We start from the raw sequence: 22562 nt of genomic DNA, 5'->3' as shown, positions 1-22562 counted from the left end.
CGAGCATGGCATCCCCGGCAGGCGCCGCGGCGTGCCCGGCCTGGCGCGATCCGGCGCGCTGGCAGAGCACGACCGACGTGGTCGCGGTCCTGATTGCGCTGTCGCTGCCGTGGTCGACCTCGCTGGTCGGCATCTTCGGCGTGGTGCTGCTGATCTCGATTGCGCCGACCGTCGACCTGTGGGCGTTCTGGACGCTGCTGAAGCGGCCGATCTGCGTGGCGCCGATCGCGCTGTTTTGCCTCGCGCTCGCTGGCACGCTCTGGTCGGACGCCGCCTGGGGCGCGAGATTGTACGCGGTCGGGCCGACCGCAAAGCTGCTGGTGCTTCCGGTCCTGCTCTATCACTTCCAGCGCTCGAGCCGCGGGACATGGGTGTTCGTGGCTTTCCTCGTCTCCTGCACGCTGCTGATGCTGATGTCGTGGCTGGTGCTTGCCTGGCCCCATCTCGCGCTGCGGGCGCCGGCCCCCGGCGAGCAGGGCGTCTTCGTCAAGAACTACATCGACCAGAGCCAGGAATTCACGCTGTGCGCGGTCGCGCTGGCCTATCCGATCGTGATGCTGTTGCGGGCCAATCGCGTCCTGCCGGCCGTGTTGCTGGTCGGGATCGCGCTCAGCCTGCTTGCCAACATGGCGTTCGTGGTGGTGTCGCGGACCGCGCTGGTGACCATTCCGATCATGTTCGCGGTGTTTGCACTGCTGCATCTGCGCTGGCGCAGCATCGCCCTGATCCTGTGTGCGGCCGGTGCGTTGTCCGTGGCGGCGTGGTACGCCTCGCCACAACTGCGCGCGACGGCCGATTCATTCCAGCGCGACTACAAGCTCTACATGGAGCGCAACGAGCCGACGTCGCTTGGTCTGCGGCTCGAATTCTGGCGCAAGTCGCTCGGCTTCTTTGCCGAGGCTCCGGTCATCGGCCACGGCACCGGCGCGACGCGGGGCCTGTTCGAGCGCGTCGCGGCCGGCGGCGTGAACCAGGCTTCCGCCGAAGTGATCGGAAACCCCCACAATCAAACGTTGAACGTCGCCGTGCAGTGGGGCATTGTGGGTGTGGCGATACTCTACGCGATGTGGCTGCTGCACCTGTTGCTGTTCCGCGGCGACGGTCTCGTCAACTGGATCGGGCTTCTCGTCGTGGTACAGAATATTTCAAGTTCGTTGTTTAATTCACACATCTTCGACTTTCATGAAGGCTGGATGTACGTGCTGGGCGTCGGCGTTGCGGGCGGTATGGCGTTGAAGGGGCGATTGGGGACGGATATGGAACCCGAGCCTCCGATCCGTCCATGATCGCTGGCAAGGGCTCCGCAGATACGCTACAGCCTGCCAATGTCTCGTCGCCAACTCCCAGTTGCCAGCAACCCGTCCGTTAGATGACGCGCCTTTCACAATTCCACCTGCGCAACTTCCTGATTCTGGCACATGACGCGCTCGCGACGACGTTTGCGTTGCTGGCGAGCTTTTATCTGCGCTTCGAGGGCAGCCTGCTTACCGATCGGCTGCCGCATTTGCTGCGCATTCTGCCCTGGTTCGTGCTGTTCAGCGTCGTGGTCAGCTATTTCTCCAATCTGACCACGGCGAAATGGCGCTTCACCTCGCTGCCGGACGCGGTGAACATCCTGCGGGTCGCAGCGGTGCTGACGCTGGCACTGGTCGTGGTGGACTACGTCTACTTCTTCACCGGGGCGAATTCGCCAAGTCCGGTGTTCCTCGGCCGCGTCACGATCATTCTGTTCTTCTTCCTTGAGGTGTTCGCGCTGAGCGCGCTGCGCCTCGGCTATCGCTACTTCCGCTATTCGCGCACGCGACTTCATGCCCGATCCGACAATGCCGCGTCGGCGCTGCTGGTCGGACGCACGGCCGACGCGGAAGTCGTGCTGCGCGGCATCGAGAACGGCGCCATCAAGCGGCTCTGGCCGGTCGGCGTGCTCTCGCCATCGGCCGCGGACCGCGGCCAGATGATCCGCAACATTCCCGTGCTCGGCGGCGTCGATGATATCGAGGCCGTGATTAGGGATTTCGAGAGCCGCCAGCGGCCGATCAAGCGCGTGATCATGACGCCCTCGGCCTTCGAGCCGGATGCGCATCCGGAAAGCGTGCTGATGCGCGCCAAGCGGCTCGGTCTGATGGTCAGCCGCCTGCCGTCGCTGGAGGGCGGCGATACGCCACGGCTCACCAATGTCGCGGTCGAAGACCTGCTGCTGCGCCCGAGCCAGAAGATCGACTACGCGCGGCTCGAGACGCTGGTGAAGGGCAAGTCCGTCATCGTGACCGGCGGCGGCGGCTCGATCGGCGCGGAGATCTGCGAGAGGGTCGCGACCTTCGGCGCGGCGCGCCTCTTGGTCGTCGAGAACTCGGAGCCCGCGCTCTATGCGGTCACCGAGGCGCTGTCCGCGCGCGACACCGGCCCCGAGATCGAGGGACGGATCGCGGACATCAGGGATCGCGAGCGCATCACGCGCCTGATGAGCGAGTTCAAGCCCGACATCGTGTTCCATGCCGCGGCGCTCAAGCATGTGCCGATCCTGGAGCGCGACTGGAGCGAAGGGGTCAAGACCAACATCTTCGGGTCCGTGAACGTTGCCGACGCGGCGCGTGCCGCGGGCGCGAGCGCCATGGTGATGATCTCGACCGACAAGGCGATCGAACCGGTGTCGATGCTCGGCCTGACCAAGCGGTTCGCCGAGATGTACTGTCAGGCGATGGATCATGACCTGATGGCCGAGGCCAGGGGCAAGTCGCACATGCGGCTGATCTCGGTGCGGTTCGGCAACGTGCTGGCGTCCAACGGATCCGTGGTGCCGAAATTCAAGGCCCAGATCGAGGCCGGCGGACCGATCACGGTGACCCATCCGGACATGGTCCGTTATTTCATGACGATCCGCGAAGCCTGCGATCTCGTGATCACCGCCGCGACGCACGCCATGACGCCGGCGCGGCCCGACGTCTCGGTCTATGTGCTGAACATGGGGCAGCCGGTGAAGATCGTCGATCTCGCCGAGCGGATGATCCGCCTGTCGGGCCTGCAACCGGGCGCCGACGTCGAGATCGTGTTCAGCGGCATCCGCCCCGGCGAGCGGCTGAACGAGATCCTGTTCGCAAGCCAGGAGCCGACGCTCGAAATCGGCGTTGCCGGCGTCATGGCCGCCAAGCCGAACCAGCCTCCGATGTCGACGCTGCGCAAGTGGCTCGCGGCGCTGGAAGATGCGATCGAGAGGGATGACCGCGTGACCATCCGTGCCGTCCTTCAGGACGCCGTGCCCGAGTTCGGGTCGAATGCCGCCTGACCGCGCCGTCCTGCGGGCGATCAGGCAGGACCGTTTCGAAAGCCATTGATGCCCAGTTCTCGAAAAGTCGTGGTCGCCAGCCAGCATTATCCGCCGGACCACAGCACGACCGCCGCGATCATGTCCGCGATCGCCGAACGGATCGCGCAGGAGGCGGAGGTGGTGGTGGTGTCCGGGATGCCGGGCTCGGCGCGGGCGCCGGCGCCGGGGCGGCCCGCCGTCGTCGAGATCAGGAACCGACTGCCGGGCAAGGCGGCGCTGATCAAGCGCGCGCTGGCCGAGGCGCTGTTCACCGGACGGATGTTCTTTGCGTTGTTGTCGCGGCTGCAGCGGGGCGACGTGGCGCTGACGGTGACTGCTCCCTTCGCGCTGCCCTATGCGGTTGCCGCCGCGGCGAGGCTGAAGGGGGCGAAGTCGGCGTTGATCCTGCACGATTTGTTTCCGGATGTTCTCGTGATGGCCGGGCTGCTGCGGCCGTCCTCGCTGGTCGCGCGCGCGATGCGTGCGATCAACGCGCTGATGTTCCGTGCCTTGAACGCCGTCATCGTGATCGGCCGCGATGCCGAGAAGCTGCTGCTGCGCTATCGCGGAATGACACCGGACAAGATCAGGTTCATCCCGAACTGGGCCACGCTCGACCCCGGCAATCGTCCCGTCAGCCCCGATAATCCGTTTCGCAAGGCGATCGCCGCCCGCTTCGTCGTCGGCCTGTCCGGCAATCTCGGCTTCACCCACGATCCGGACATCGTCTTCGGGGCCGCGCGGCTGTTGCGTGACGAACGCGACATCCATTTCCTGCTGTCGGGATGGGGCATGGGCTTTGCGCGGCTGAAGGAGATGCAGGCCGAGGCGCAGCTCGCCAACGTCACGCTGGTCGAGCGCGTCGCGGATGGCGAGCTCGATGCGCTGCTCTCCAGCGCGGACGTCTGGCTCATTCCCTATCGCAAGAACGTTGCCGGTGTATCGGTCCCGAGCCGGTTCTATAATCTGCTCGCAGCCGGCCGGCCCGTCATCCTGGTCTCCGAACCCGAAGCCGAGGCCGCGCTGACCGTCAGCGAGAACCGGCTGGGCTGGGTCGTCACGCCGGGACGGCCCGACCAACTCGCCGATGCGATCAGGATGGCGTCGCAATCGCAGGACGCCGCGATGGCCGAGCGTGCCGTCGCGACCGCGCGGACCTTCAGTCCCGAGCGGGCCCTGTCGAGCTACGCTGCGCTGGTTGCGGAGCTGTTATCCAATCACGATGTGGAGCGGACAGCATGAATGATCGCCGCCCGACGGTTCTGGTGACGGGTGCGAGCGGCTTTGTCGGTCGCCACGTGGTGCCAGAGCTGGAGCAGAACGGCTGGTTGGTGCGACGCGCGGTGCGCACCCCGCTGCAGGATGCAAACGACGTGGCGATCGGCTCGCTCAGTCCCGCCACCGATTGGCGCGCCGCGCTCGATGGCGTGGACGCCGTTGTTCATCTTGCAGCTCGCGTTCACCAGCAGTCCGATGAACAGGCGATCGAGCTCTATCGCAACGTCAATATCGAAGGCACGCTGCACCTGGCGCGTTCGGCGGTTGCGGCAGGCGTTCGGGATTTCATTTTTGTCAGCACGATCCTGGTGCATGGGCGCAGCAACTATGGACGCCCGCCGTTTCGCGAGGACGATGTCCTGACGCCTCGCGGCCTCTACGGAAACTCGAAGGCGGCCGCCGAGGTTGGTCTGAAGGGGATCGTGCCGGGCAGCGGCATGAGGGTGACCGTGATCAGGCCGCCGCTGATCTACGGCGCCGGCGCGAAGGGAAATTTCGCCCTGCTCAAGCGTGCGGTGATCAATCGCATGCCGCTTCCGCTCGCCTTTGTGAAGAATCGCCGCGCGTTCCTGTCGGCGGAAAACCTGGCGTCGTTCATTCTGTACCGGTTGTCGCGACCGGGAAATGATTTCGACGTCTTTCTGGTGGCCGACCGCGAGCAGGTCTCGACGCGGGAGTTCGTCGAGCGCCTTGCCCGCGCGGCAGAAACCTCGCCGCGTCTGTTCTGGCTGCCGTCGCCGCTCCTGAGAGTGTCGCTCACGGTGGGCGGCCGCAAGGAAGCCTATGACAGCCTGTTCGCCTCGCTTGAACTTGATCTGTCCAAGGTCGCGAGCACCGGATGGCAGCAGCCGATCAGCCTCGATGAAGGGCTTAAGCGTGCGCTGAGCCGAACGGATATCTAGATTTTATTTTGACGCGTTTTCTTCACGCGAACCGGTATCCACTTCGCTGGAAAACGCTCTGGCCCGATCAGAACGGCCGCGAGAACCGGCGCAGTTGCCAGGCGACGGCGAGCGCGCCGGCCAGCAGCAGGACGATGTCTGCGACGAGGGAATTGAGGGCGACCGAGGCGAATGCGAGCAGCGCCAACGCCACGTTGAGTGCAAAGACCTCACCGACGACGCGCCACACCACAAATCCGTTGTCGGTCGCGCGCTGATAGAAGTGCGAGCGGTGCGCGGACCAGAACGGCTCGCGCCGCGCGATGCGGCGAAACAGCGTGACCGTCGCATCGGTCAAATAATATAGCGGCAGCAGCAGCGCGGCGGCGAATTGCTGATGCAGGGCAAGCTCGAGCAGGCACCAGCCCAGCAGCAAGCCGATCGGCAGGCTGCCGACATCGCCAAGGAATATCTTTGCCACCGGCCGGTTGAACGGCGCGAAGCCGAGCAACGCGCCGCACAGCGCTGCCGCGATCAGCGCGCAAGCCGCGGGAACATGGCCGAAGCTGCCGAGCAGGGCGACGGCCACCGTGATCGGCACGGCCTCGGCCGCCGTCATCAGGTCGAGCCCGTCCATGAAGTTGACGAGGTTCACGAACCAGAGGCCGGCGATCAGCAGCAGGCCGCGTTCGAGCCAGACCGGGCAGGCCGGAACGAGCCTGAGATCGGCCGGCGCCGAAAACACCACGGCCGCAACGGCGGCCGCCTGCAGCAACAGCCGCGGGACGACAGGTAGCGACCGGATGTCGTCGGCAAAGCCCACCACCGCGATGAACAGGCAGGCCGCGAACACCGTGAATGGTATTGTCAGGTCCGGCGATCCCGCCAGCACGATGACGATCCCGCCCGCCAGCAGCGTGGCTGCGACGACCGCGATGCCGGCGCCCTGCGGCGTTGGAATGCGGTGCGACGAGCGCGCATTCGGCTTCGCCAGTGCCACGCGCAGCAGCAGAGGCCGCGTTGCCCGGATCAGGACGGCCGAGATCGATGCGGCCAGTACCGCTGCGATCAACGACAGGAGGGTCTCGAAACTGCTCATTCTGGCCCGGTCACTGCGATCCCGGGACTCGCGATTGCGATCCCGGGACTTCGATCGGCTCGGCGCCCTTGGCGGCCTTCTCCGGGCTCAGGATCCACACCAGGCCGCCGAACACACCGACCACGAACGACACCGCGCCGAACAGCAGCGAGATGTTGACGCCTTCATTCGCGATCAGGCCGGCATAGCCGAAGGCGAGCGCCATCGTGGCCTCGCGCACCCCCCAGCCCGCGATCGAGATCGGCATCATCGTGATCAGCATCACCGGCGGCAACAATTGGAAGATCTGGCCGAAGGTGACGGGAGCCGTGATCGACTTCACCACGCACCAGCCGATCACGACGGTCACCACGTGAATGGCGATCGAAAGGGTCGCGACCCGCAATCCGTGCTTGCGGCTGAACAACACCCGGTTCGCGATGACCGCGCAGGCGTGGATGTGGTGCGTTGCCCACCACTGCTTCAGCCAGGGCCACGGCAACAGGCCGATCACGAGGAAACCAAAGCCGGCCGCAAGCGCGGCGATGTCGAGCAGCAGCAACGCCATCCAGCCGTGTGTATCGGAGATCAGCCGATAGCTCCAGGGCAGGGTGGCCGCGATGACGACGGCCAGCGCGATCAGTCCGACTGCGCGATCGACGAAGATCGAATAGGTGGCTGCGCGCCAGCCCGCACCGGCGCGCGCGACAAGCCAAAGCCGCACGGCGTCGCCGCCGATCGAGGACGGCAGTGTCTGGTTGAAGAAGGTGCCGATCACGTTGAAGCGCATCGCCTGCGCGGTTTCCAGCGGCGCGCCGCACTCCACGCTGATCTCGCGCCAGCGCAGCACCCCGAGAAAGATCTGCAGGAAGGTGACCGCGATCGCGAGGCCGAGCCAGCCCAGGCTCTCGACCTGGATGCGGGAGGCCAGATCATACAGGTTGACCTTGCGCAGCGAGAAATAGAGCAGCGCAGCCGAGATCAGGATCTTGACGGTCGAAAGCAGGATTCGGCGCATTTCCGTTCGCGCTGCCAGGTTTTCAGGATGTGTCAAAAACAGCGCAAAACGCTTTCGCGCGCCCAAATTCGCCGCCTTGGTATGGTTTCCGCACCGATCTGGCAATACCCGTACTGGTCCCTATTGCGGCAGGCGCGAAGGGGCGGCTAAAGATGCCGGGACGGGGAACGGCCAGCCGTTCACCGGGAGTTTACAAGACCGGTAAGATCCGACCAGACGCGTGGGGGCGCGTGACTGCCCGGATAGTGCTTCCCAGGCAACAGGGCTGCCGGCCACGGCGGCACCGGGCCATTTTGGTGTGCCGTCCGCGGATGGATACGACCGGACTGGCGCGACAGGACTTGAGGCATCGATGGATCGACGAATTATTCCCCTGATCATGTGCGGCGGCGCAGGCACGCGGCTCTGGCCGGCGTCACGCGAGGTGCATCCGAAGCAGTTCCTGTCCCTGTTCGGGGCGCGCTCGACCTTCCAGGAGACGCTGCTGCGGGTCTCCGACGCCGGCCTGTTCGAGCGGCCGATCGTGATCACCAACGAGGCCTATCGCTTCATGGTGCTGGAGCAGCTGGCCGAAATCGGCCGCGAGGCAGACGTGCTGCTGGAGCCGATGCGCCGCGACTCCGGGCCCGCGATCGCGGCCGGTGCGGCATTCGCGCAGAGCCGTGACAGCGAAGCGATCGTGCTGGCGCTCGCCGCCGACCATCTGGTGCGGGATACGCCGGCCTTCGTCGCCGCCTGCCGCGGTGGATTGGTGGCTGCCGAAGCCGGCCGCATCGTGACCTTCGGCGTCAAGCCGGAACGGCCCGCGACCGAATACGGCTATATCAGCCCGGGTGAGGTGGTCGCCGGCGAAGTGCGCGCGGTGGCAAAATTCGTCGAGAAGCCGGATGCCGCGACGGCGGCCGGCTATATCGATGCGGGCTATCTCTGGAACAGCGGCAACTTCATGTTCCGCGCCGGCGTGCTGCTCGACGAGTATCGCAACGTCGATGCCGACAGCATTGCGTCGGTGGAGCGGTCGGTTGCGTCAGCGACGCGCGATCTCGGCTTCGTCAAGCTCGATGCAGCGGCGTTCGGCGCCGCAAAGGCGATCTCGATCGATTACGCCGTGATGGAGAAGACCGCTCATGCCGCGGTGGTGCCGGTGGCGTGCGGCTGGTCCGACATCGGCTCGTGGCGCCAGGTCTGGGAGCTCTCCGACAAGGACAGCCTGGGCAACGCGGCGCGCGGCGCGGCGGTGTTCGAGGACTCCCGCAATTGCAACGTCTCGACCGACCGGGCGCTGGTTGCGCTCGAAGGCGTCGACGACCTCGTCGTGGTCGCGACCCAGGACGCCGTGCTCGTGTCACGCCAGAAGGACGCCAACGGGCTGAAGCGGCTGGTCGCGAAATTGAAAGTGGCGGCGCCCGAGGTGACCGAGAACCACATCAAGGTGCATCGCCCCTGGGGCTCCTATCAGTCGGTCGACAACGGCGACCGCCACCAGGTCAAGCGCATCATCGTCAAGCCCGGCGGGCGGCTGTCGCTGCAGAAGCACCATCACCGCTCCGAGCACTGGATCGTGGTGCGCGGCACCGCGCAGGTCACCGTCAACGAGCTGATCAAGACGGTGCACGAGAACGAGTCGATCTACATCCCGATCGGCGCGGTGCACCGGCTGGAGAATCCCGGCAAGATCCAGCTCGAGCTGATCGAGGTGCAGACCGGCAGCTATCTCGGCGAGGACGACATCATCCGCATCGAGGACGACTACCGGCGCAGCTGAGGTGAGCCGGTTCCCGCGCCAATCGCCGGGCGCGGGACGATGTAACTCTTTGAATCAAAACGTGTCCGGATTTCGCCGTTGGCATTCGCCACATTTGTGACGCCGTGCTATAGCGGCTGCCAACGAAGCGGGGTGATTTGCGCCGGAGGCGCAGATCGGGACGAGGGGCCTTGGTCTGATTCCCTCGGAGCCTGGATGGCTCCCTGAGGAGCCGGGACAACCGCCAGAACGCTACTTGGGGTCTACGATATGAATGCAAAAGTGTCCGCAGCCGGCGCGAGGGCCGATATCGGCCGCGCATTGCGCGTCGGCGTGATCGGCGCCGGCGTGATGGGCAGCAACCATGCCCGCGTACTGGCCGGACTGCCCGGCGTCGTGCTGATCGGCATCGTCGATCCGCTGCCGGAGCACCGCGCACGCGCCATCGACCTGGTCGGTTGCCGCGCCTTCGAAAACCTCGATCAGCTGCTTGCCGAGGGCGTCGATGCGGTGACGATCGCCGCACCCACCCACCTGCATCACGAGATCGCGCTCGCCTGCATCGCGCGCAACATCCACATCCTGGTCGAGAAGCCGGTCGCATCCACGGTCGAAGAGGGCCGCGAGATCGTCGCGGCTGCCGAGCGGACCGGCGTCACGCTGATGGTCGGCCATGTCGAGCGCTTCAATCCGGCGGTCGCCGCGATCAAGCAGGCGATCTCGGGCGAGGATATCCTGTCGATCGGCATCACCCGGGTCGGCCCGTTCCCGCCGCGGATGTCCAATGTCGGCGTCGTGATCGACCTCGCCGTACACGACATCGACCTGATCCGCTGGTTCACCGAGTCCGACATCGTCGAGGTGCAGCCGCAGCTCTCGAGCGCGGTCGCCGAGCGCGAGGACATCGCGCTGCTGCAGTTCCGCACGGCGTCCGGCGTGCTCGCCCACATCAACACCAACTGGCTGACGCCGTTCAAGGCGCGCAACGTGACGGTCGCAACCCGCGGCAAATACGTGATGGGCGACCTGCTCACGCGCCAGGTCACCGAATGCTTCGGCTTCAAGCCGGACGGCAGCTATTCGATGCGTCATCTGCCGGTCGGTCACGACGAGCCGCTGCGCGCCGAACTGATCGCTTTCCTCGATGCCGTACGCAGCGGCAAGCTGCCGGCGGTGTCCGGCGACGAAGGCGTGGCGAGCCTCGAGATCGCGATCCGCTGCCTGGAATCGCCCGCGCGGCCCGCCGCCTCGACGATGCGCAAGGGGCCGCGCCGCATCGCCGGCTGATTGTCATTCATTCAACACGTGCAAAGAGCTTCCATGAGCCAGCATATGCAGCTTGAGCCCATTCCCTTCATCGATATCGCCGCGCAGCGCCGGCGGCTCGGCAAGTCGATCGATGACGCGGTCGCGCGCGTGCTCGACCATTGCCAGTTCATCAACGGCCCGGAAGTCACCGCGCTGGAGAAGGCGCTGGCCGACTATAGCGGCGCCAAGCACGTGGTGAGCTGCGCCAGCGGCACCGACGCGCTGCTGATGGTCCTGATGGCGAAGAATGTCGGGCCGGGCGATGCGGTGCTCTGCCCGACGTTTACCTTCTGCGCGACCGGCGAAGTCGTGACGCTGACCGGCGCGACGCCGGTTTTCGTCGACGTCGACGAGGAGACCTTCAACATCGACGTCAATTCGCTGAAGCGCGGCATTGCGACGGCGCGGGCGCGCGGGCTGAAGCCGGTTGCCGTGATCCCGGTCGATCTGTTCGGCCAGAGCGCCGATCACGACGCGATCGGCGCGGTCGCCGAGGCCGAGGGCCTGTTCGTGCTCGACGATGCCGCGCAGGGCTTTGGCGCAACCTACAAGAACCGCAAGCTCGGCACCTTCGGGCTCGCGACCGGAACCAGCTTCTTCCCGGCCAAGCCGCTCGGCTGTTTCGGCGATGGCGGCGCGATCTTCACCGACGACGAGGAGCTCGCGCGCACGCTGCGCAGCATCCGCGTCCACGGCCAGGGCTCGGACAAGTACGACAACGTGCGGCTCGGCCTCACGGCGCGGCTCGACACCATGCAGGCCGCGATCCTGCTCGAGAAGCTGAAGATATTCGACGACGAGATCGCCGCGCGCAACAAGGTGGCGGAACGCTATTCGCGGGCGCTCGGCAACCTGGTCGCGGTGCCGCGCGTTGCTCCCGGCTGCACCTCGGTGTGGGCGCAATACACCATCCGTCTGACCAACGGCATCGATCGTGACGCCTTCGCGGCCGCCTTGAAGGCGCAGGGCGTGCCGACCATGATCTACTATCCGAAGTCGGTCCACCAGCAGACGGCCTACAGCCACTATCCGGTTGCCGACGGCGGCCTGCCGGTCAGCGAGCGCCTGTCGAAGGACGTCATCGCCCTGCCGATGCACCCCTATCTCGACGAGGCGGCGCAGGACCGCGTCATCGCGGCTGTGCGCAGCGCGCTGCAGGCATGATCCCGAAAAGTGGCTCCCGGTTTTCGGGCTGGATCATGCCTAGATCGTTAGCGTCCTGAATACGTCATTTTGACGTAGGGTGATGATGCGCTAGAAGCAGCGCATGCTTGGGCGCATCTTCACCGTCGGCGGCTATACCTTGCTATCGCGGGTCACCGGATTCGCGCGCGACATCATGCTCGCGGCGATCCTCGGTGCCGGGCCGGTCGCCGACGCCTTCTTCGTGGCGCTGCGGCTGCCCAATCATTTCCGCGCGATCTTTGCCGAAGGCGCCTTCAACGCCGCCTTCGTGCCGGCCTATGCCCATGTCCATGGCGAGCGCGGCGAAGCGTCCGCGCGGCTGTTCGCCGACCGCATCTTCACGCTGCTGTTCGCCTCCCAGGTGGTCCTGCTGGTGGTGGCGATGGCGTTCATGCCGCAGGCGATGAGCATTCTCGCACCGGGCTTCACCGAGGACGCATCCCAGCGCCAGCTCGCGATCGAGCTGACGCGGATCACCTTTCCCTACCTGCTGCTGATCACGCTGGTGACGCTTTATGGCGGCATGCTCAACGTGATGCATCGCTTCGCCAGCGCTGCCGCGGCGCCGATCTTCCTCAACCTCGCCATGATGATGACGCTGGCACTCGCGGCGTTCTTCCCCAGCGCCGGCCACGCCGCGGCCTGGGGCGTCCTGATCTCGGGCTTCCTGCAATTCTTCCTGCTCGCCGGTGACCTCGGGCGCCACGGCGGCCTGCCGCGATTCGCGCCGTTGAAGCTCGACGAGGACGTCCGCGCCTTCTTCCGCGCGCTGGGGCCGGCAACCCTGGGCTCGATGGGAACGCAAGTGGCGCTGTTCGCCGATACCATCATCGCGACCTTCCTCCCCGCAGGCGCGCTGTCGGCGCTCTATTATGCCGACCGACTCAATCAATTGCCGATCGGCGTGATCGGGATCGCGATCGGTACCGTGCTGCTGCCGGAGATGTCGCGGCGCCTGACCGCCGACGATCACGCCGGCGCCATGGCCGCGCAGCGCCGCGCCTTCGATTTCACGTTGCTGTTCTCGGTGCCGTTCGTGGCGGCGTTCCTGACTGTCGCCGATCCGATCATGCGCGCGATGTTTGCCCGCGGCGCGTTCTCGAAGGCCGATGCCGCAAGCGCCGGCGCCACGCTTGCGGCCTATGCGGTCGGATTGATTCCCTTTGTGATGATCCGCAGCGCGGTCGCGACCTTCTATGCCCGCAAGGATACCGCAACCCCGGTGAAGGCGGCGCTGACCGGGGTCGCGATCAATGTCGCGCTGAAGATCGCGCTGGTCGGCTCGCTGGCGCAGGTCGGGCTCGCGCTCGCGACCGCGGTCGGGGCCTGGGTCAATCTGCTGCTGGTGCTGTTGTTCGCGGTGCGCCGCGGCTATCTCGCGTTCGATCGCGCGCTGATCCGCTCGTTCGGCACTTTTGCGCTGTGTGGCGTGCTGCTCGCGCTCGCGCTGTGGCTGACCTCGCATTTCGCCTATGTGTGGTTCGCGCCGATGCAGATCTTTCGCGATGAGATGATCCTGCTGTTGCTGATCACGGTCGGCGCCTTCGTCTACGCCTTGCTGATCCTCACGCTGTTCGGCCGCGGCTGGCTGTTCGCGCTGCGGCGCGTATAGATTTCTTTAATCTTGTCAATTGCTTGGAATAATGCCCGAATGCGGCAAGGGCTGGCACGCCCGGTGGCAATTGGCTGCATCACATGATCCCATTTCTCGATCGCCTGGAGCGGGCAACCAACGTCCTTATCGCAGGCTGCGGCGGAGGCTTCGACGTATTCGGTGGCGTGCCCATCGCCGAGCACCTTTGGTCGCGAGGCAAGCAGGTCGTCTTCGGGAATTTTTCGTTCACCAATCTCTGGCTTTGCGGTGGCGAGCGCATCAATCCGACCACGTGGCGGGTCGATCGGAGGTCTGCCGAGATTCCATACTTTCCCGAGAAGTGGTTGGCGGAGTGGCTTGCGACGCGTGAGCGTGCAGTACCCATCTACGCCTTTGCCAAGAGTGGCGTCCGGCCGCTTGCTGCCAGCTACCGCTGGATCGTCGAGCAACACCAGATCGATCTGGTTGTGCTGGTCGATGGCGGTACCGACAGCATTCTTTTCGGCGACGAGCCTGGACTCGGTACCATCATCGAGGATGCGGTATCGATCGTCGCTGCGCAGAATGCCACTGATGGGCGGGCACTTCTTGCTGCGATCGGTTTCGGCATCGATCATTTCCATGGCGTCTCGCACCACGCCTTCCTCGAGAACGTTGCGCGATTGACAACTGATGGGGGATTTCTCGGCGCCTTTTCCCTGTCGTCTAAGACGGCGGAAGGGGTGGCGTTTCTCGATCTGGTCGACTACGCCAACCAACGCCAGCCCGCGCATCCGAGCATCGTCTCCAATTCGATCGCAAGCGCCGTGCGCGGAGAGTTCGGAAACTATCATGCCACCAATCGCACCAGTGGCAGCGATCTGTTCATCAGCCCGCTGATGTCCCAGTATTGGACCTTCGCGACGTCGCAGCTCGTCGAGCGGATGGCTTATGCGGGCGGGCTGATGGAAACAGATCGGATGGAGGAGGCCGGCCGGGCTATCGAGCTTTACCGGCAGACGATCGAGCCAAGGCCGCTCCGCCCCATCCCGCTATGGTGATCGAGGCCCGCTCCGCAAGGGGCAAAACGACCCGAGAAAGGCGTTTGCGCTTCGCTGACAACCACGCCAATATGCACGCAAACAACCAAGGCAATTGGAGAGACGATGGCAGCTCCCATCAAGTTCGGCGTCGGACAAAGTGTGCGGCGCAAGGAGGATGACGCTCTGATTCGCGGCAAGGGCCGCTATACCGACGACGTTGCTCCGTCTCCCGCATTGCACGCGCTGATGCTGCGCTCGCCGCATGCGCACGCGACCTACACGATCGATGCCGGCAAGGCCCGCGGCATGCCCGGCGTTGCGCTGATCCTGACCGCGGCCGATGTCGCCGAGCTCGGCGGCCTGCCGTGCCTGTTCAATCTCGAAACCGATCCGTTCACCGCACCACCTTATCCGATCCTCGCCAAGGATGAAGTGCGCCATGTCGGCGACGCCATCGCCTTCGTGGTCGCCGATACCGTCGATCACGCCCGCGACGCGATCGAGGCGATCGACGTCAAGTGGACGCCGTTGCCGGCAGTGGCCGGCCTGATCAATGCGGTGAAGAAGGGCGCGCCGCAGGTGTGGCCGGACAAGCCCGGCAATCTGCTGTTCGACGTCTCGATCGGCGACAAGGGCGCCGCCGAGGCCGCCTTCGCCAAGGCGCATGCGGTGGCCGAGATCACCATCGTCAATCCGCGCGTCATTACCAATTTCATGGAGACGCGCGCCGCGGTCGCCGAATACGACGCCAAGAAGGACCACCTGACGCTGACGATCGGCAGCCAGGGCAGCCATCGCCTGCGCGAGATCCTCTGCGACATGATCCTGAAGATGCCGAAGGAGAACATGCGGGTGATCTGCCCGGATGTCGGCGGCGGCTTTGGCACCAAGCTGTTTCCCTATCGCGAGTATGCGCTGATCTCGGTCGCGGCGCGCAAGCTCAAGAAGTCCGTCAAATGGACCGCGGAGCGCTCCGACCATTTCATGGGCGACGCGCAGGGCCGCGACAACCTCACCACCGCGAAGATGGCGCTCGCCGAGGACGGCAAATTCCTCGGCATGGATGTCGATCTGATGGGCGACATGGGTGCCTATCTCTCGACCTTCGCGCCCTACATCCCGCATGGCGGCGCCGGCATGCTGCCGGGTCTTTATGACATCAAGGCCTTCCACTGCCGCGTCCGCACCGTGTTCACCAACACGGTGCCGGTCGATGCCTATCGCGGCGCCGGCCGGCCGGAGGCCGCCTATGTGATCGAGCGGCTGGTCGATGCTGCCGCGCGAAAGCTCGGCATGACGCCGGATGCCATCCGGCGGAAGAATTTCATTCCGCCGAAGTCGCTGCCCTACACGACCGCAACCGGCAAGGTCTACGACTCCGGCGACTTCGTCGCGCATATGAAGCGCGCGATGGAGATCGCCAATTGGAAGGAGTTTCCGAAGCGCGCCAAGGCCGCCAAGAAGGACGGCTTGGTGCGGGGCATCGGCATGGCGAGCTATGTCGAGGTCTGCGGCACTATGGGCGAGGAGACCGCCAATGTGGCGCTCGATCCCAACGGCGACATCTCGATCCTGATCGGCACGCAGTCGAGCGGGCAGGGCCACCAGACCGCTTATGCGCAGATCGTTGCCGAGCAGTTCGGCGTGCCGCCGGAGCGCGTCCATGTGCTGCAGGGCGACACCGACAAGATCGCGACCGGCCTCGGCACCGGCGGTTCGGCATCGATTCCGTCCGGCGGCGTCAGCGTGCAGCGGGCGACGCACGAGCTCGGCAACAAGCTGAAGGAGCTTGCGGCGCAGGCGCTGGAAGCCGGAGCCGGCGACCTCGAAATCGCCGACGGCCGCATCCGCATCGCTGGCACCGACCGCTCGGTCAGCTTTGCTGATCTCGCCAAGCGTCCCGGCGGCGATACCTCGAACATGAACTCGAGCGCGACCTTCGCCAGCGCCGACGGCACCTATCCGAACGGCACGCATCTCGCCGAGGTCGAGATCGATCCCGCCACCGGCATCATCAAGATCGTCAGCTACGTCATCGTCGACGATTTCGGCGTCACGCTCAATCCGCTGATGCTCGCAGGCCAGGTTCATGGCGGCGCGATGCAGGGCATCGGGCAGGCGCTGATGGAGCAGGCGGTCTACAGCCCATCCGACGGTCAGCTCGTCACCGGCACCTTCATGGACTATGCGATGCCGCGCGCCGCCGACGGGCCGTCCTTCGTGTTCGAGACCCACAACGTGCCGTGCACGACCAACCCGCTTGGCGTGAAGGGCGCAGGCGAAGCCGGCGCGATCGGCTCGTGTCCGGCGGTCGTCAACGCGATCGTCGAGGGGCTGCATCGCGAGTTCGGGATCGACCACATCGACATGCCGGCGACGCCGGAGCGGGTCTGGATCGCGATCCGCGAGGCGCAGCGTCGCCATAATCTCTGATAAATTGCCGCAGGCGGAATGAAGATTCCGCCTGCGGTGTTTGCAAACCAGGCCGGCCGCGTACCTGCGGACCGGGACAGAGCAGGATTGAGGGGTTTTGCCGATGAAGCGGATTGTCGTCGTTGCAGCGATGCTTGCGTTGAGTGCAGGGGCGGTCGTGGCCGACCAGAATCAGGTCAAGCAGACCCAGGCCCAGATGAAGGAGACCGGCAAGAACGCCGGTGCGCTCGGCGCCATGATCAAGGGGGAGAAGCCCTACGACCAGGCAACGGTCGACGCCGCACTGGCGAAGTTCGAGGACACTGCCAAGAAGCTGCCGACGCTTTTTCCTGATAGCAGCAAGGGCCTCAAGACGGAAGGCGATTACTCTGCTGGGCCGAAGATCTGGGAAGACAAGGCCGGCTTCGAGCAGCACATCGCGAGCTTTGCCAAATCCGTCGCTGATGCCAAGGGCAAGATCAAGGATGTCGACACGCTGAAGGCCGAGCTGACCGTGATCGGCAAGCAGTGCGGCGGCTGCCACGAGACCTATCGCCTCAAGAAGGGCTGATCGCCATTCGGTCGATCAAAGGGCGGATGCCGTGAAGCATCCGCCCTTTGTTGTGCCGGCCGTTTCTTGTTGAAGTTTACTTCGTGAGATCTACTTCGTCACCTGGCCGCGGATCTCGCCGCCCGGGTTGGCCGCGGTGTGGACGTTGACATAGTACTTGCCGGCGAGGAGATCGGCGGCCTGCGCGTCGGTCAACGTCGCGCTTCCCTCGACCGGGCTCGACGTCGCGTTCGGGATGGCAACCGCGACACCGGAATTCTTGCCGGCTTCGGCGGGGCCGTGGAAATGCGCGGCGGTCGCGGGGCCCGAGAGGCCGGAATAGGTCAGCTTCCAGCTCAGCTTCTTGGAGGCGGCGTCGTAGTCGATGTCGGCAGTGCCGGTGCCGGCGCTGGTGGTGGCAGGCACTTCGGACTTGCCGTCGAGCTTCGCCGTCAGCTTCTCGGCAAAGGCCGGACCGGCGAGCGCGATTGCGGCGCCCAATGTCAGCGTGGCAAGCAAGGTCTTGTTTGGCATGGTTCTCTCCCCTTTGACGTCACACGATGGTTGCAAATCTTCAAACCGCGGCTCTCCGGATTTATTCCCAAAATGATCGTGAGTGCGGCAAATTTGATGCGAGCTTGTGCGATCGGTTGCCATCATACTGGTTGATGAACTGACGCGACCAATGACGGATCGGTGAATGTTGCGACGAATTCTCCTCCTGGCCGTCTTGGCCGGCTTGATCGGCTTCGGTGTGTTCTGGTGGCTGACGATCCCGGCGACCGTTGCCGCGAGCGCGCTGCCCGCCTACCAGCCCAATCTGGCCAACGGGCTCACAACGTTCAATGCGGGAGGATGTTCCTCCTGCCACGCGGTGCCGAAGCAGGACGATCGCACCAGGCTTGGCGGCGGCCTCGCGATACCGTCGCCGTTCGGTACCTTCTATGCGCCGAACATCTCGCCCGATCCGAACGACGGCATCGGCCGTTGGAGTGAGGCTGATTTCGTCACCGCGGTCATGAAGGGCACCTCGCCGTCGGGGACGCACTATTTTCCGGCGTTTCCCTACACATCCTATCAGCACGCCAGGCTCAATGACGTGCGCGACCTGTTCGCCTATCTGAAGACCTTGCCGCCGGTCGCCGGCAAGGTGCGCGACCACGATGTGCCGTTTCCCTTCAACATCAGGCGCAATGTCGGTGTCTGGAAATTCCTGTTCATGGACGGCAAGCCGTTCGTCGCGGATGCGAGCCGCTCGGCGCATTGGTATCGCGGCGCCTATCTCGTCAACAGCTTCGGCCATTGCGCCGAGTGTCACAGCCCGCGCAATTTCCTCGGCGGCATCGTCAGCTCGCAACGCTTCGCCGGTGGCCCGAATCCCGAAGGCGAAGGCTGGGTGCCCAACATCACGCCGCGGGGGATCGCCGACTGGAGCGCGAAGGACATCGCCTATTTCCTCGAGAGCGGACAGACGCCGGACGGCGATAGTGCCGGCGGATCGATGGTGCGCGTGATCCGCAACACCTCGCAGCTCTCGTCGAGCGACCGCGACGCGATCGCCGACTACATCAAGTCGCTGCCGCCGGTCGAGGGACCGCCGAAGCCGGTGAAGAAGGAGAAGCAGTCCTGAGAGGCTCGCATCAAGATGCGGCCGATGTAGTTGCGCACTCTTGCCTGGTCATGCCGCCAGGATGAAAAGTGAGCTAGCAGTCTACTTCGCGCCGAACGCCTTGAAGGTGATGATGGTGAGGGTGTCCTGGATGCCCGGGATCACCTGAACCTTCTCGTTGATGAAATGGCCGATGTCGGTGTCGTGGTCGACGTAGAACTTGACCAGCAGATCGTAATTGCCCGCGGTGGAGTAGATCTCGGACGCAATCTCGGCTTCCGCCAGCGCATTGGCGACCGTGTAGGACTGGCCGAGCTTGCATTTGATCTGGACGAAGAAAGGAACCATCAAAGTCGTCTCCGGGGATTTCCGTGACTATAGGCCAAAAACCGGCGGCCAAGGCAAGGGTCAAGGCAACGCCAACTCGCGGTAAAGTCAGGCGAACTTGCTGCCAATGGGCGGCCGGGCTAGGACAGGCCATGATCTCGTTCGTAATGATCTCATTTCAATCAACCGCCGGTCCCGCGAGATGACGCCGGTCGCGCTCACCATTGCCGGCTCGGATTCCTCGGGCGGGGCGGGCATCCAGGCCGACCTCAAGAGCTTTGCCGCGCTCGGGGTCTATGGCGCCTCCGCCATCACGGCGCTGACCGCGCAGAACACCGCGGGGGTCAGCGGCATCCATCCGGTGCCCGCGGCGTTCGTCACGGCCCAGATCGATGCGGTGTTCTCCGACCTCGACGTCGGCGCTGTCAAGATCGGCATGGTGGCGCAGGCCGAGACCATCGTGGCGATTGCCGACGGGCTGAAGCGCTGGGCGCCGCGCCATGTCGTGCTCGATCCGGTGATGGTCGCAACCTCAGGCGATCGGCTGCTGGCAGCCGAGGCCGTCGATGCGCTGAAGACCATGCTGTTTCCGCTCGCCTCGCTGATCACGCCGAACCTGCCGGAAGTGGCGGCGCTGCTCAACGAGCCGGTCGCATCGAGCGAGGCCGACGTCGCGCGACAGGGCCGGCAATTGCTGGCGATGGGATGTCGCGCGGTGCTGGTCAAGGGCGGCCATGGGCACGGCGCGGAGAGCATCGACTATCTGATCGACGGCGAGCGCAGCATCGCGCTCGCGGCGCCGCGCATCGCGACATCGAACACGCACGGCACCGGCTGCTCGCTGTCATCGGCGATCGCGGCAGGACTCGCAAAGGGCGAGGCGATGGAGACCGCCGTGCGCAACGCCAAGGCCTGGATTACCGAAGCGATCGCCGCCGCCGATCGCTTCGCCGTCGGACGCGGCCACGGGCCGGTGCATCACTTCCACAAATATTACTGAAGCTATCGTAGCCCGGATGAAGCCAACGGGTCGCGCGAATGCGCGCCCGATGACAGGCTCCGCGAAATCCGGGAACAGATCATCCGCGGACGCAAGACCCCGGATTGCGCTCCGCTTCATCCGGGCTACGCACCATCGCCTCTTCGAATACGCGTTGTTCCTCTGCGATATGCAGGCAACACAACGCCTGTTCCGCACAACCGCGTCCATCCATGTCGCCAGATTGTCGCACGCCGCTGTTATCCGCACTGGAGGGGCGTGCTGCTGATTCTCGTTAACTGTTAGTGAGGCCTTGGGTCGCGGGGATCGTCATCGCCTTGTCACAGGAATCTGTTAGGTGCACAGGCATGGGAAGTGACTCCTTGAGTGAAGAAAGCCCCGAGCGGCGCTTTCGCACTTTGTTTATCTCCGACGTTCATCTCGGAGCCCGCGGTTCGCAAGCCGACCGCCTGCTGGACTTCCTCCGCTCTCACGATGCCGACACGATCTACCTCGTTGGTGATATCGTTGACGGCTGGGCGCTGAAGTCGAACTGGTACTGGCCGCAGACCCACAACGATTTCGTGCAGAAGATGCTGCGCAAGGCGCGCAAGGGCGCCAAGGTGATCTACGTCCCGGGCAACCACGACGAGTTCCTGCGCAAATATTACGGCACGCATTTCGGCGGCATCGACGTGGTGGAGAACACCGTTCACACCGGTGCCGACGGCAAGCGCTACCTCGTGATCCACGGCGACATCTTCGATCTCGTGGTGCAGAATGCGCGCTGGCTCGCCCATCTCGGCGACAAGGCCTACGACTTCGCGATCCAGATGAATCGCTTCGTCAACTTCTTCCGCAAGATGTTCGGCGTGCCGTACTGGTCGCTGTCGCAATGGGCCAAGCTGAAGGTCAAGAAGGCGGTGAACTATATCGGCGCGTTCGAGGCGACGCTGGCCGGCGAGGCGCGGCGCCACGGCTGCGACGGCGTGATCTGCGGCCACATCCATTACGCGACGATTCATGACGAGCACGGCATCCGCTACATGAATTGCGGCGACTGGGTGGAGAGCTGCACGGCGCTCGCCGAGCATGAGGACGGCCATTTCGAGATCATCACCTGGACCGACCCGGTGCGCCGGATCGCGCCAGTTCCGCGAGTGACGGCACGCGCTGCATGACGCATATCCTGGTCGCGACCGATGCGTGGCATCCCCAGGTCAACGGGGTTGTCCGCACGCTGACCATGATGGCACAGGCGGCGAAATCGCTCGGCGTCGAGGTGAGCTTCCTGACGCCGGACGAGTTCCGCACCTTCGCGATGCCGAGCTATCGCGATCTCCGGCTGGCGCTGCCGTATCAGGCCAAGGTCGCCAGTCTGATCGAGGCGGCCAGGCCCGACAGCATCCATATCGCGACCGAAGGCCCGATCGGGCTGTCGGTCCGCCGCTATTGCCGCAAGCGCGGCGTGCCGTTCACGACGAGCTTCCATACCCGCTTTCCGGAGTACGTCTCGGCACGCACGCCTGTTCCGGAAGCCTGGGTGTGGCGTGCGCTGCGCTGGTTCCACAGGCCGAGCCGGGCGGTGATGGCCGCGACCCCGGCGCTGGCCGCCGAACTGCGCCAGCGCGGCTTCCGCAACGTGGTGCTGTGGTCGCGCGGCGTCGACACCGCGCTGTTCCACCCGCGCGATGTTGATCTCTGCCTGCCGCAGCCGGTCTATCTCAGCGTCGGCCGGGTGGCGGTGGAGAAGAACCTCGAGGCGTTCCTCGATCTCGATCTGCCCGGCACCAAGGTGGTGGTCGGCGACGGGCCGGCGCGGGCGGCGCTGGAGCGGAAATATCCGGAAGCCCTCTTCCTCGGCGCCCGCCATGGGGAAGAATTGGCCGAAATCTATGCCGCGGCCGATGTGTTCGTTTTCCCCAGCCGCACCGATACGTTCGGTTTGGTGCTGCTCGAGGCGCTGGCCAGCGGCCTGCCGGTTGCCGCTTTTCCGGTCACCGGTCCCCGCGACGTGATCGGCGCGGCGCCGGTCGGCGTGCTCGACGAGGATCTGCGCCACGCTTGCCTGGAGGCGCTTAGCATCCCGCGGCAGGCCTGCGTCGATTTCGCCGCGCTCCACACCTGGCAGGCGTCGGCCCGGGTGTTCATCGACCGCTGCATGAACGTCCGCCCCGCGGCGCCCGACGGCGAGGGCCAGGCGCTCGAATTCGGCGCCGAAGAGCATCATTTCGCGGCCTTGCCGGCGCCTCAGCCAAACTCACGCTAAAGCG

The 22562-nt window shown here is 65.1% G+C and carries 19 protein-coding genes; 15 read left to right on the top strand and 4 right to left on the bottom strand.

The genetic code is table 11. The features are described 5' to 3' along the window. Positions 1-5: 5 nt before the first annotated feature. The 4 genes from ACVIGB_RS14935 to ACVIGB_RS14920 all read left to right on the top strand — a co-directional run bounded on the left by ACVIGB_RS14935 (position 6) and on the right by ACVIGB_RS14920 (position 5484). Positions 6-1286: an O-antigen ligase family protein gene (locus ACVIGB_RS14935; RefSeq protein ID WP_456722058.1), complete on the top strand. Its 1281-nt coding sequence runs from the start codon at positions 6-8 to the stop codon at positions 1284-1286. A gap of 83 nt (positions 1287-1369) precedes the next feature. Next, the gene (locus ACVIGB_RS14930) at positions 1370-3283 is read left to right on the top strand and encodes a nucleoside-diphosphate sugar epimerase/dehydratase (RefSeq protein ID WP_092115479.1); all 1914 of its coding nucleotides are present in this window, start codon (positions 1370-1372) and stop codon (positions 3281-3283) included. 48 nt (positions 3284-3331) lie between these two features. Continuing rightward, on the top strand, positions 3332-4546 hold the full coding sequence (locus ACVIGB_RS14925) for a glycosyltransferase family 4 protein (RefSeq protein WP_456722059.1): 1215 nt from the start codon (positions 3332-3334) through the stop codon (positions 4544-4546). Continuing rightward, on the top strand, positions 4543-5484 hold the full coding sequence (locus ACVIGB_RS14920) for an NAD-dependent epimerase/dehydratase family protein (RefSeq protein WP_456722060.1): 942 nt from the start codon (positions 4543-4545) through the stop codon (positions 5482-5484). Before ACVIGB_RS14925 ends, ACVIGB_RS14920 begins: the two co-directional genes overlap by 4 nt. Positions 5485-5551: 67 nt before the next feature. Here ACVIGB_RS14920 and ACVIGB_RS14915 read toward each other — a convergent pair whose 3' ends face one another. Next, on the bottom strand, positions 5552-6562 hold the full coding sequence (locus ACVIGB_RS14915; protein WP_456722061.1) for an MraY family glycosyltransferase: 1011 nt from the start codon (positions 6560-6562) through the stop codon (positions 5552-5554). 10 nt (positions 6563-6572) lie between these two features. Next, a complete protein-coding gene (locus ACVIGB_RS14910) occupies positions 6573-7559 on the bottom strand; it encodes a lysylphosphatidylglycerol synthase transmembrane domain-containing protein (RefSeq protein WP_456722062.1) in 987 nt (328 codons plus the stop codon). A 352-nt stretch (positions 7560-7911) separates the two neighbouring features. On the opposite strand from ACVIGB_RS14910, the gene ACVIGB_RS14905 reads away from it, so the two are divergent. The 7 genes from ACVIGB_RS14905 to ACVIGB_RS14875 all read left to right on the top strand — a co-directional run bounded on the left by ACVIGB_RS14905 (position 7912) and on the right by ACVIGB_RS14875 (position 17395). Beyond that, entirely contained in the window at positions 7912-9324 is a 1413-nt protein-coding gene (locus ACVIGB_RS14905) for a mannose-1-phosphate guanylyltransferase/mannose-6-phosphate isomerase (protein WP_092115474.1), read from the top strand. A 249-nt stretch (positions 9325-9573) separates the two neighbouring features. Continuing rightward, positions 9574-10590 (top strand): Gfo/Idh/MocA family protein, encoded by a 1017-nt coding sequence (locus ACVIGB_RS14900; RefSeq protein WP_092115473.1) that lies wholly within the window; start codon positions 9574-9576, stop codon positions 10588-10590. A 33-nt stretch (positions 10591-10623) separates the two neighbouring features. Next, positions 10624-11775 carry a DegT/DnrJ/EryC1/StrS family aminotransferase gene (locus ACVIGB_RS14895; protein ID WP_456722063.1) on the top strand — a complete coding sequence of 384 codons (1152 nt, stop codon included), beginning with the start codon at positions 10624-10626 and terminating at the stop codon, positions 11773-11775. Positions 11776-11878: 103 nt separating this feature from the next. Next, positions 11879-13408 (top strand): murein biosynthesis integral membrane protein MurJ, encoded by a 1530-nt coding sequence (gene murJ / locus ACVIGB_RS14890; protein ID WP_456722064.1) that lies wholly within the window; start codon positions 11879-11881, stop codon positions 13406-13408. A gap of 83 nt (positions 13409-13491) precedes the next feature. Then, complete coding sequence (locus tag ACVIGB_RS14885) at positions 13492-14430, top strand: DUF1152 domain-containing protein (RefSeq protein WP_456722065.1); 939 nt, start codon at positions 13492-13494, stop codon at positions 14428-14430. 105 nt (positions 14431-14535) lie between these two features. Further along, positions 14536-16845 carry a xanthine dehydrogenase family protein molybdopterin-binding subunit gene (locus tag ACVIGB_RS14880; RefSeq protein ID WP_456722066.1) on the top strand — a complete coding sequence of 770 codons (2310 nt, stop codon included), beginning with the start codon at positions 14536-14538 and terminating at the stop codon, positions 16843-16845. 103 nt (positions 16846-16948) lie between these two features. Further along, a complete protein-coding gene (locus ACVIGB_RS14875; protein WP_092115469.1) occupies positions 16949-17395 on the top strand; it encodes a c-type cytochrome in 447 nt (148 codons plus the stop codon). Positions 17396-17485: 90 nt separating this feature from the next. Here ACVIGB_RS14875 and ACVIGB_RS14870 read toward each other — a convergent pair whose 3' ends face one another. Then, positions 17486-17908 (bottom strand): CHRD domain-containing protein, encoded by a 423-nt coding sequence (locus ACVIGB_RS14870; protein WP_092115468.1) that lies wholly within the window; start codon positions 17906-17908, stop codon positions 17486-17488. A gap of 166 nt (positions 17909-18074) precedes the next feature. On the opposite strand from ACVIGB_RS14870, the gene ACVIGB_RS14865 reads away from it, so the two are divergent. Next, positions 18075-19004: a c-type cytochrome gene (locus tag ACVIGB_RS14865; RefSeq protein ID WP_456722067.1), complete on the top strand. Its 930-nt coding sequence runs from the start codon at positions 18075-18077 to the stop codon at positions 19002-19004. An 81-nt stretch (positions 19005-19085) separates the two neighbouring features. On the opposite strand, the gene ACVIGB_RS14860 is transcribed toward ACVIGB_RS14865, so the two are convergent. Beyond that, on the bottom strand, positions 19086-19331 hold the full coding sequence (locus tag ACVIGB_RS14860; protein WP_016845986.1) for an Lrp/AsnC ligand binding domain-containing protein: 246 nt from the start codon (positions 19329-19331) through the stop codon (positions 19086-19088). A 181-nt stretch (positions 19332-19512) separates the two neighbouring features. Between ACVIGB_RS14860 and thiD the strand changes: the two genes are divergently transcribed. From thiD to ACVIGB_RS14845, 3 genes are all read left to right on the top strand, one after another. Next, positions 19513-20310 (top strand): bifunctional hydroxymethylpyrimidine kinase/phosphomethylpyrimidine kinase, encoded by a 798-nt coding sequence (gene thiD / locus ACVIGB_RS14855; RefSeq protein WP_456722068.1) that lies wholly within the window; start codon positions 19513-19515, stop codon positions 20308-20310. Positions 20311-20657: 347 nt separating this feature from the next. Further along, positions 20658-21470, top strand: coding sequence for a UDP-2,3-diacylglucosamine diphosphatase (locus tag ACVIGB_RS14850; RefSeq protein WP_050403538.1), 813 nt, complete (start codon positions 20658-20660; stop codon positions 21468-21470). Beyond that, complete coding sequence (locus ACVIGB_RS14845) at positions 21467-22558, top strand: glycosyltransferase family 4 protein (RefSeq protein WP_456722069.1); 1092 nt, start codon at positions 21467-21469, stop codon at positions 22556-22558. The genes ACVIGB_RS14850 and ACVIGB_RS14845 overlap by 4 nt, the downstream gene beginning before the upstream one ends. Positions 22559-22562 lie beyond the last annotated feature (4 nt).

The sequence above is a fragment of the Bradyrhizobium sp. USDA 4341 genome (assembly GCF_054063755.1).
Note: the sequence above shows the minus strand (reverse complement) of the source record. Positions and strands in the feature narration are given on the sequence as shown.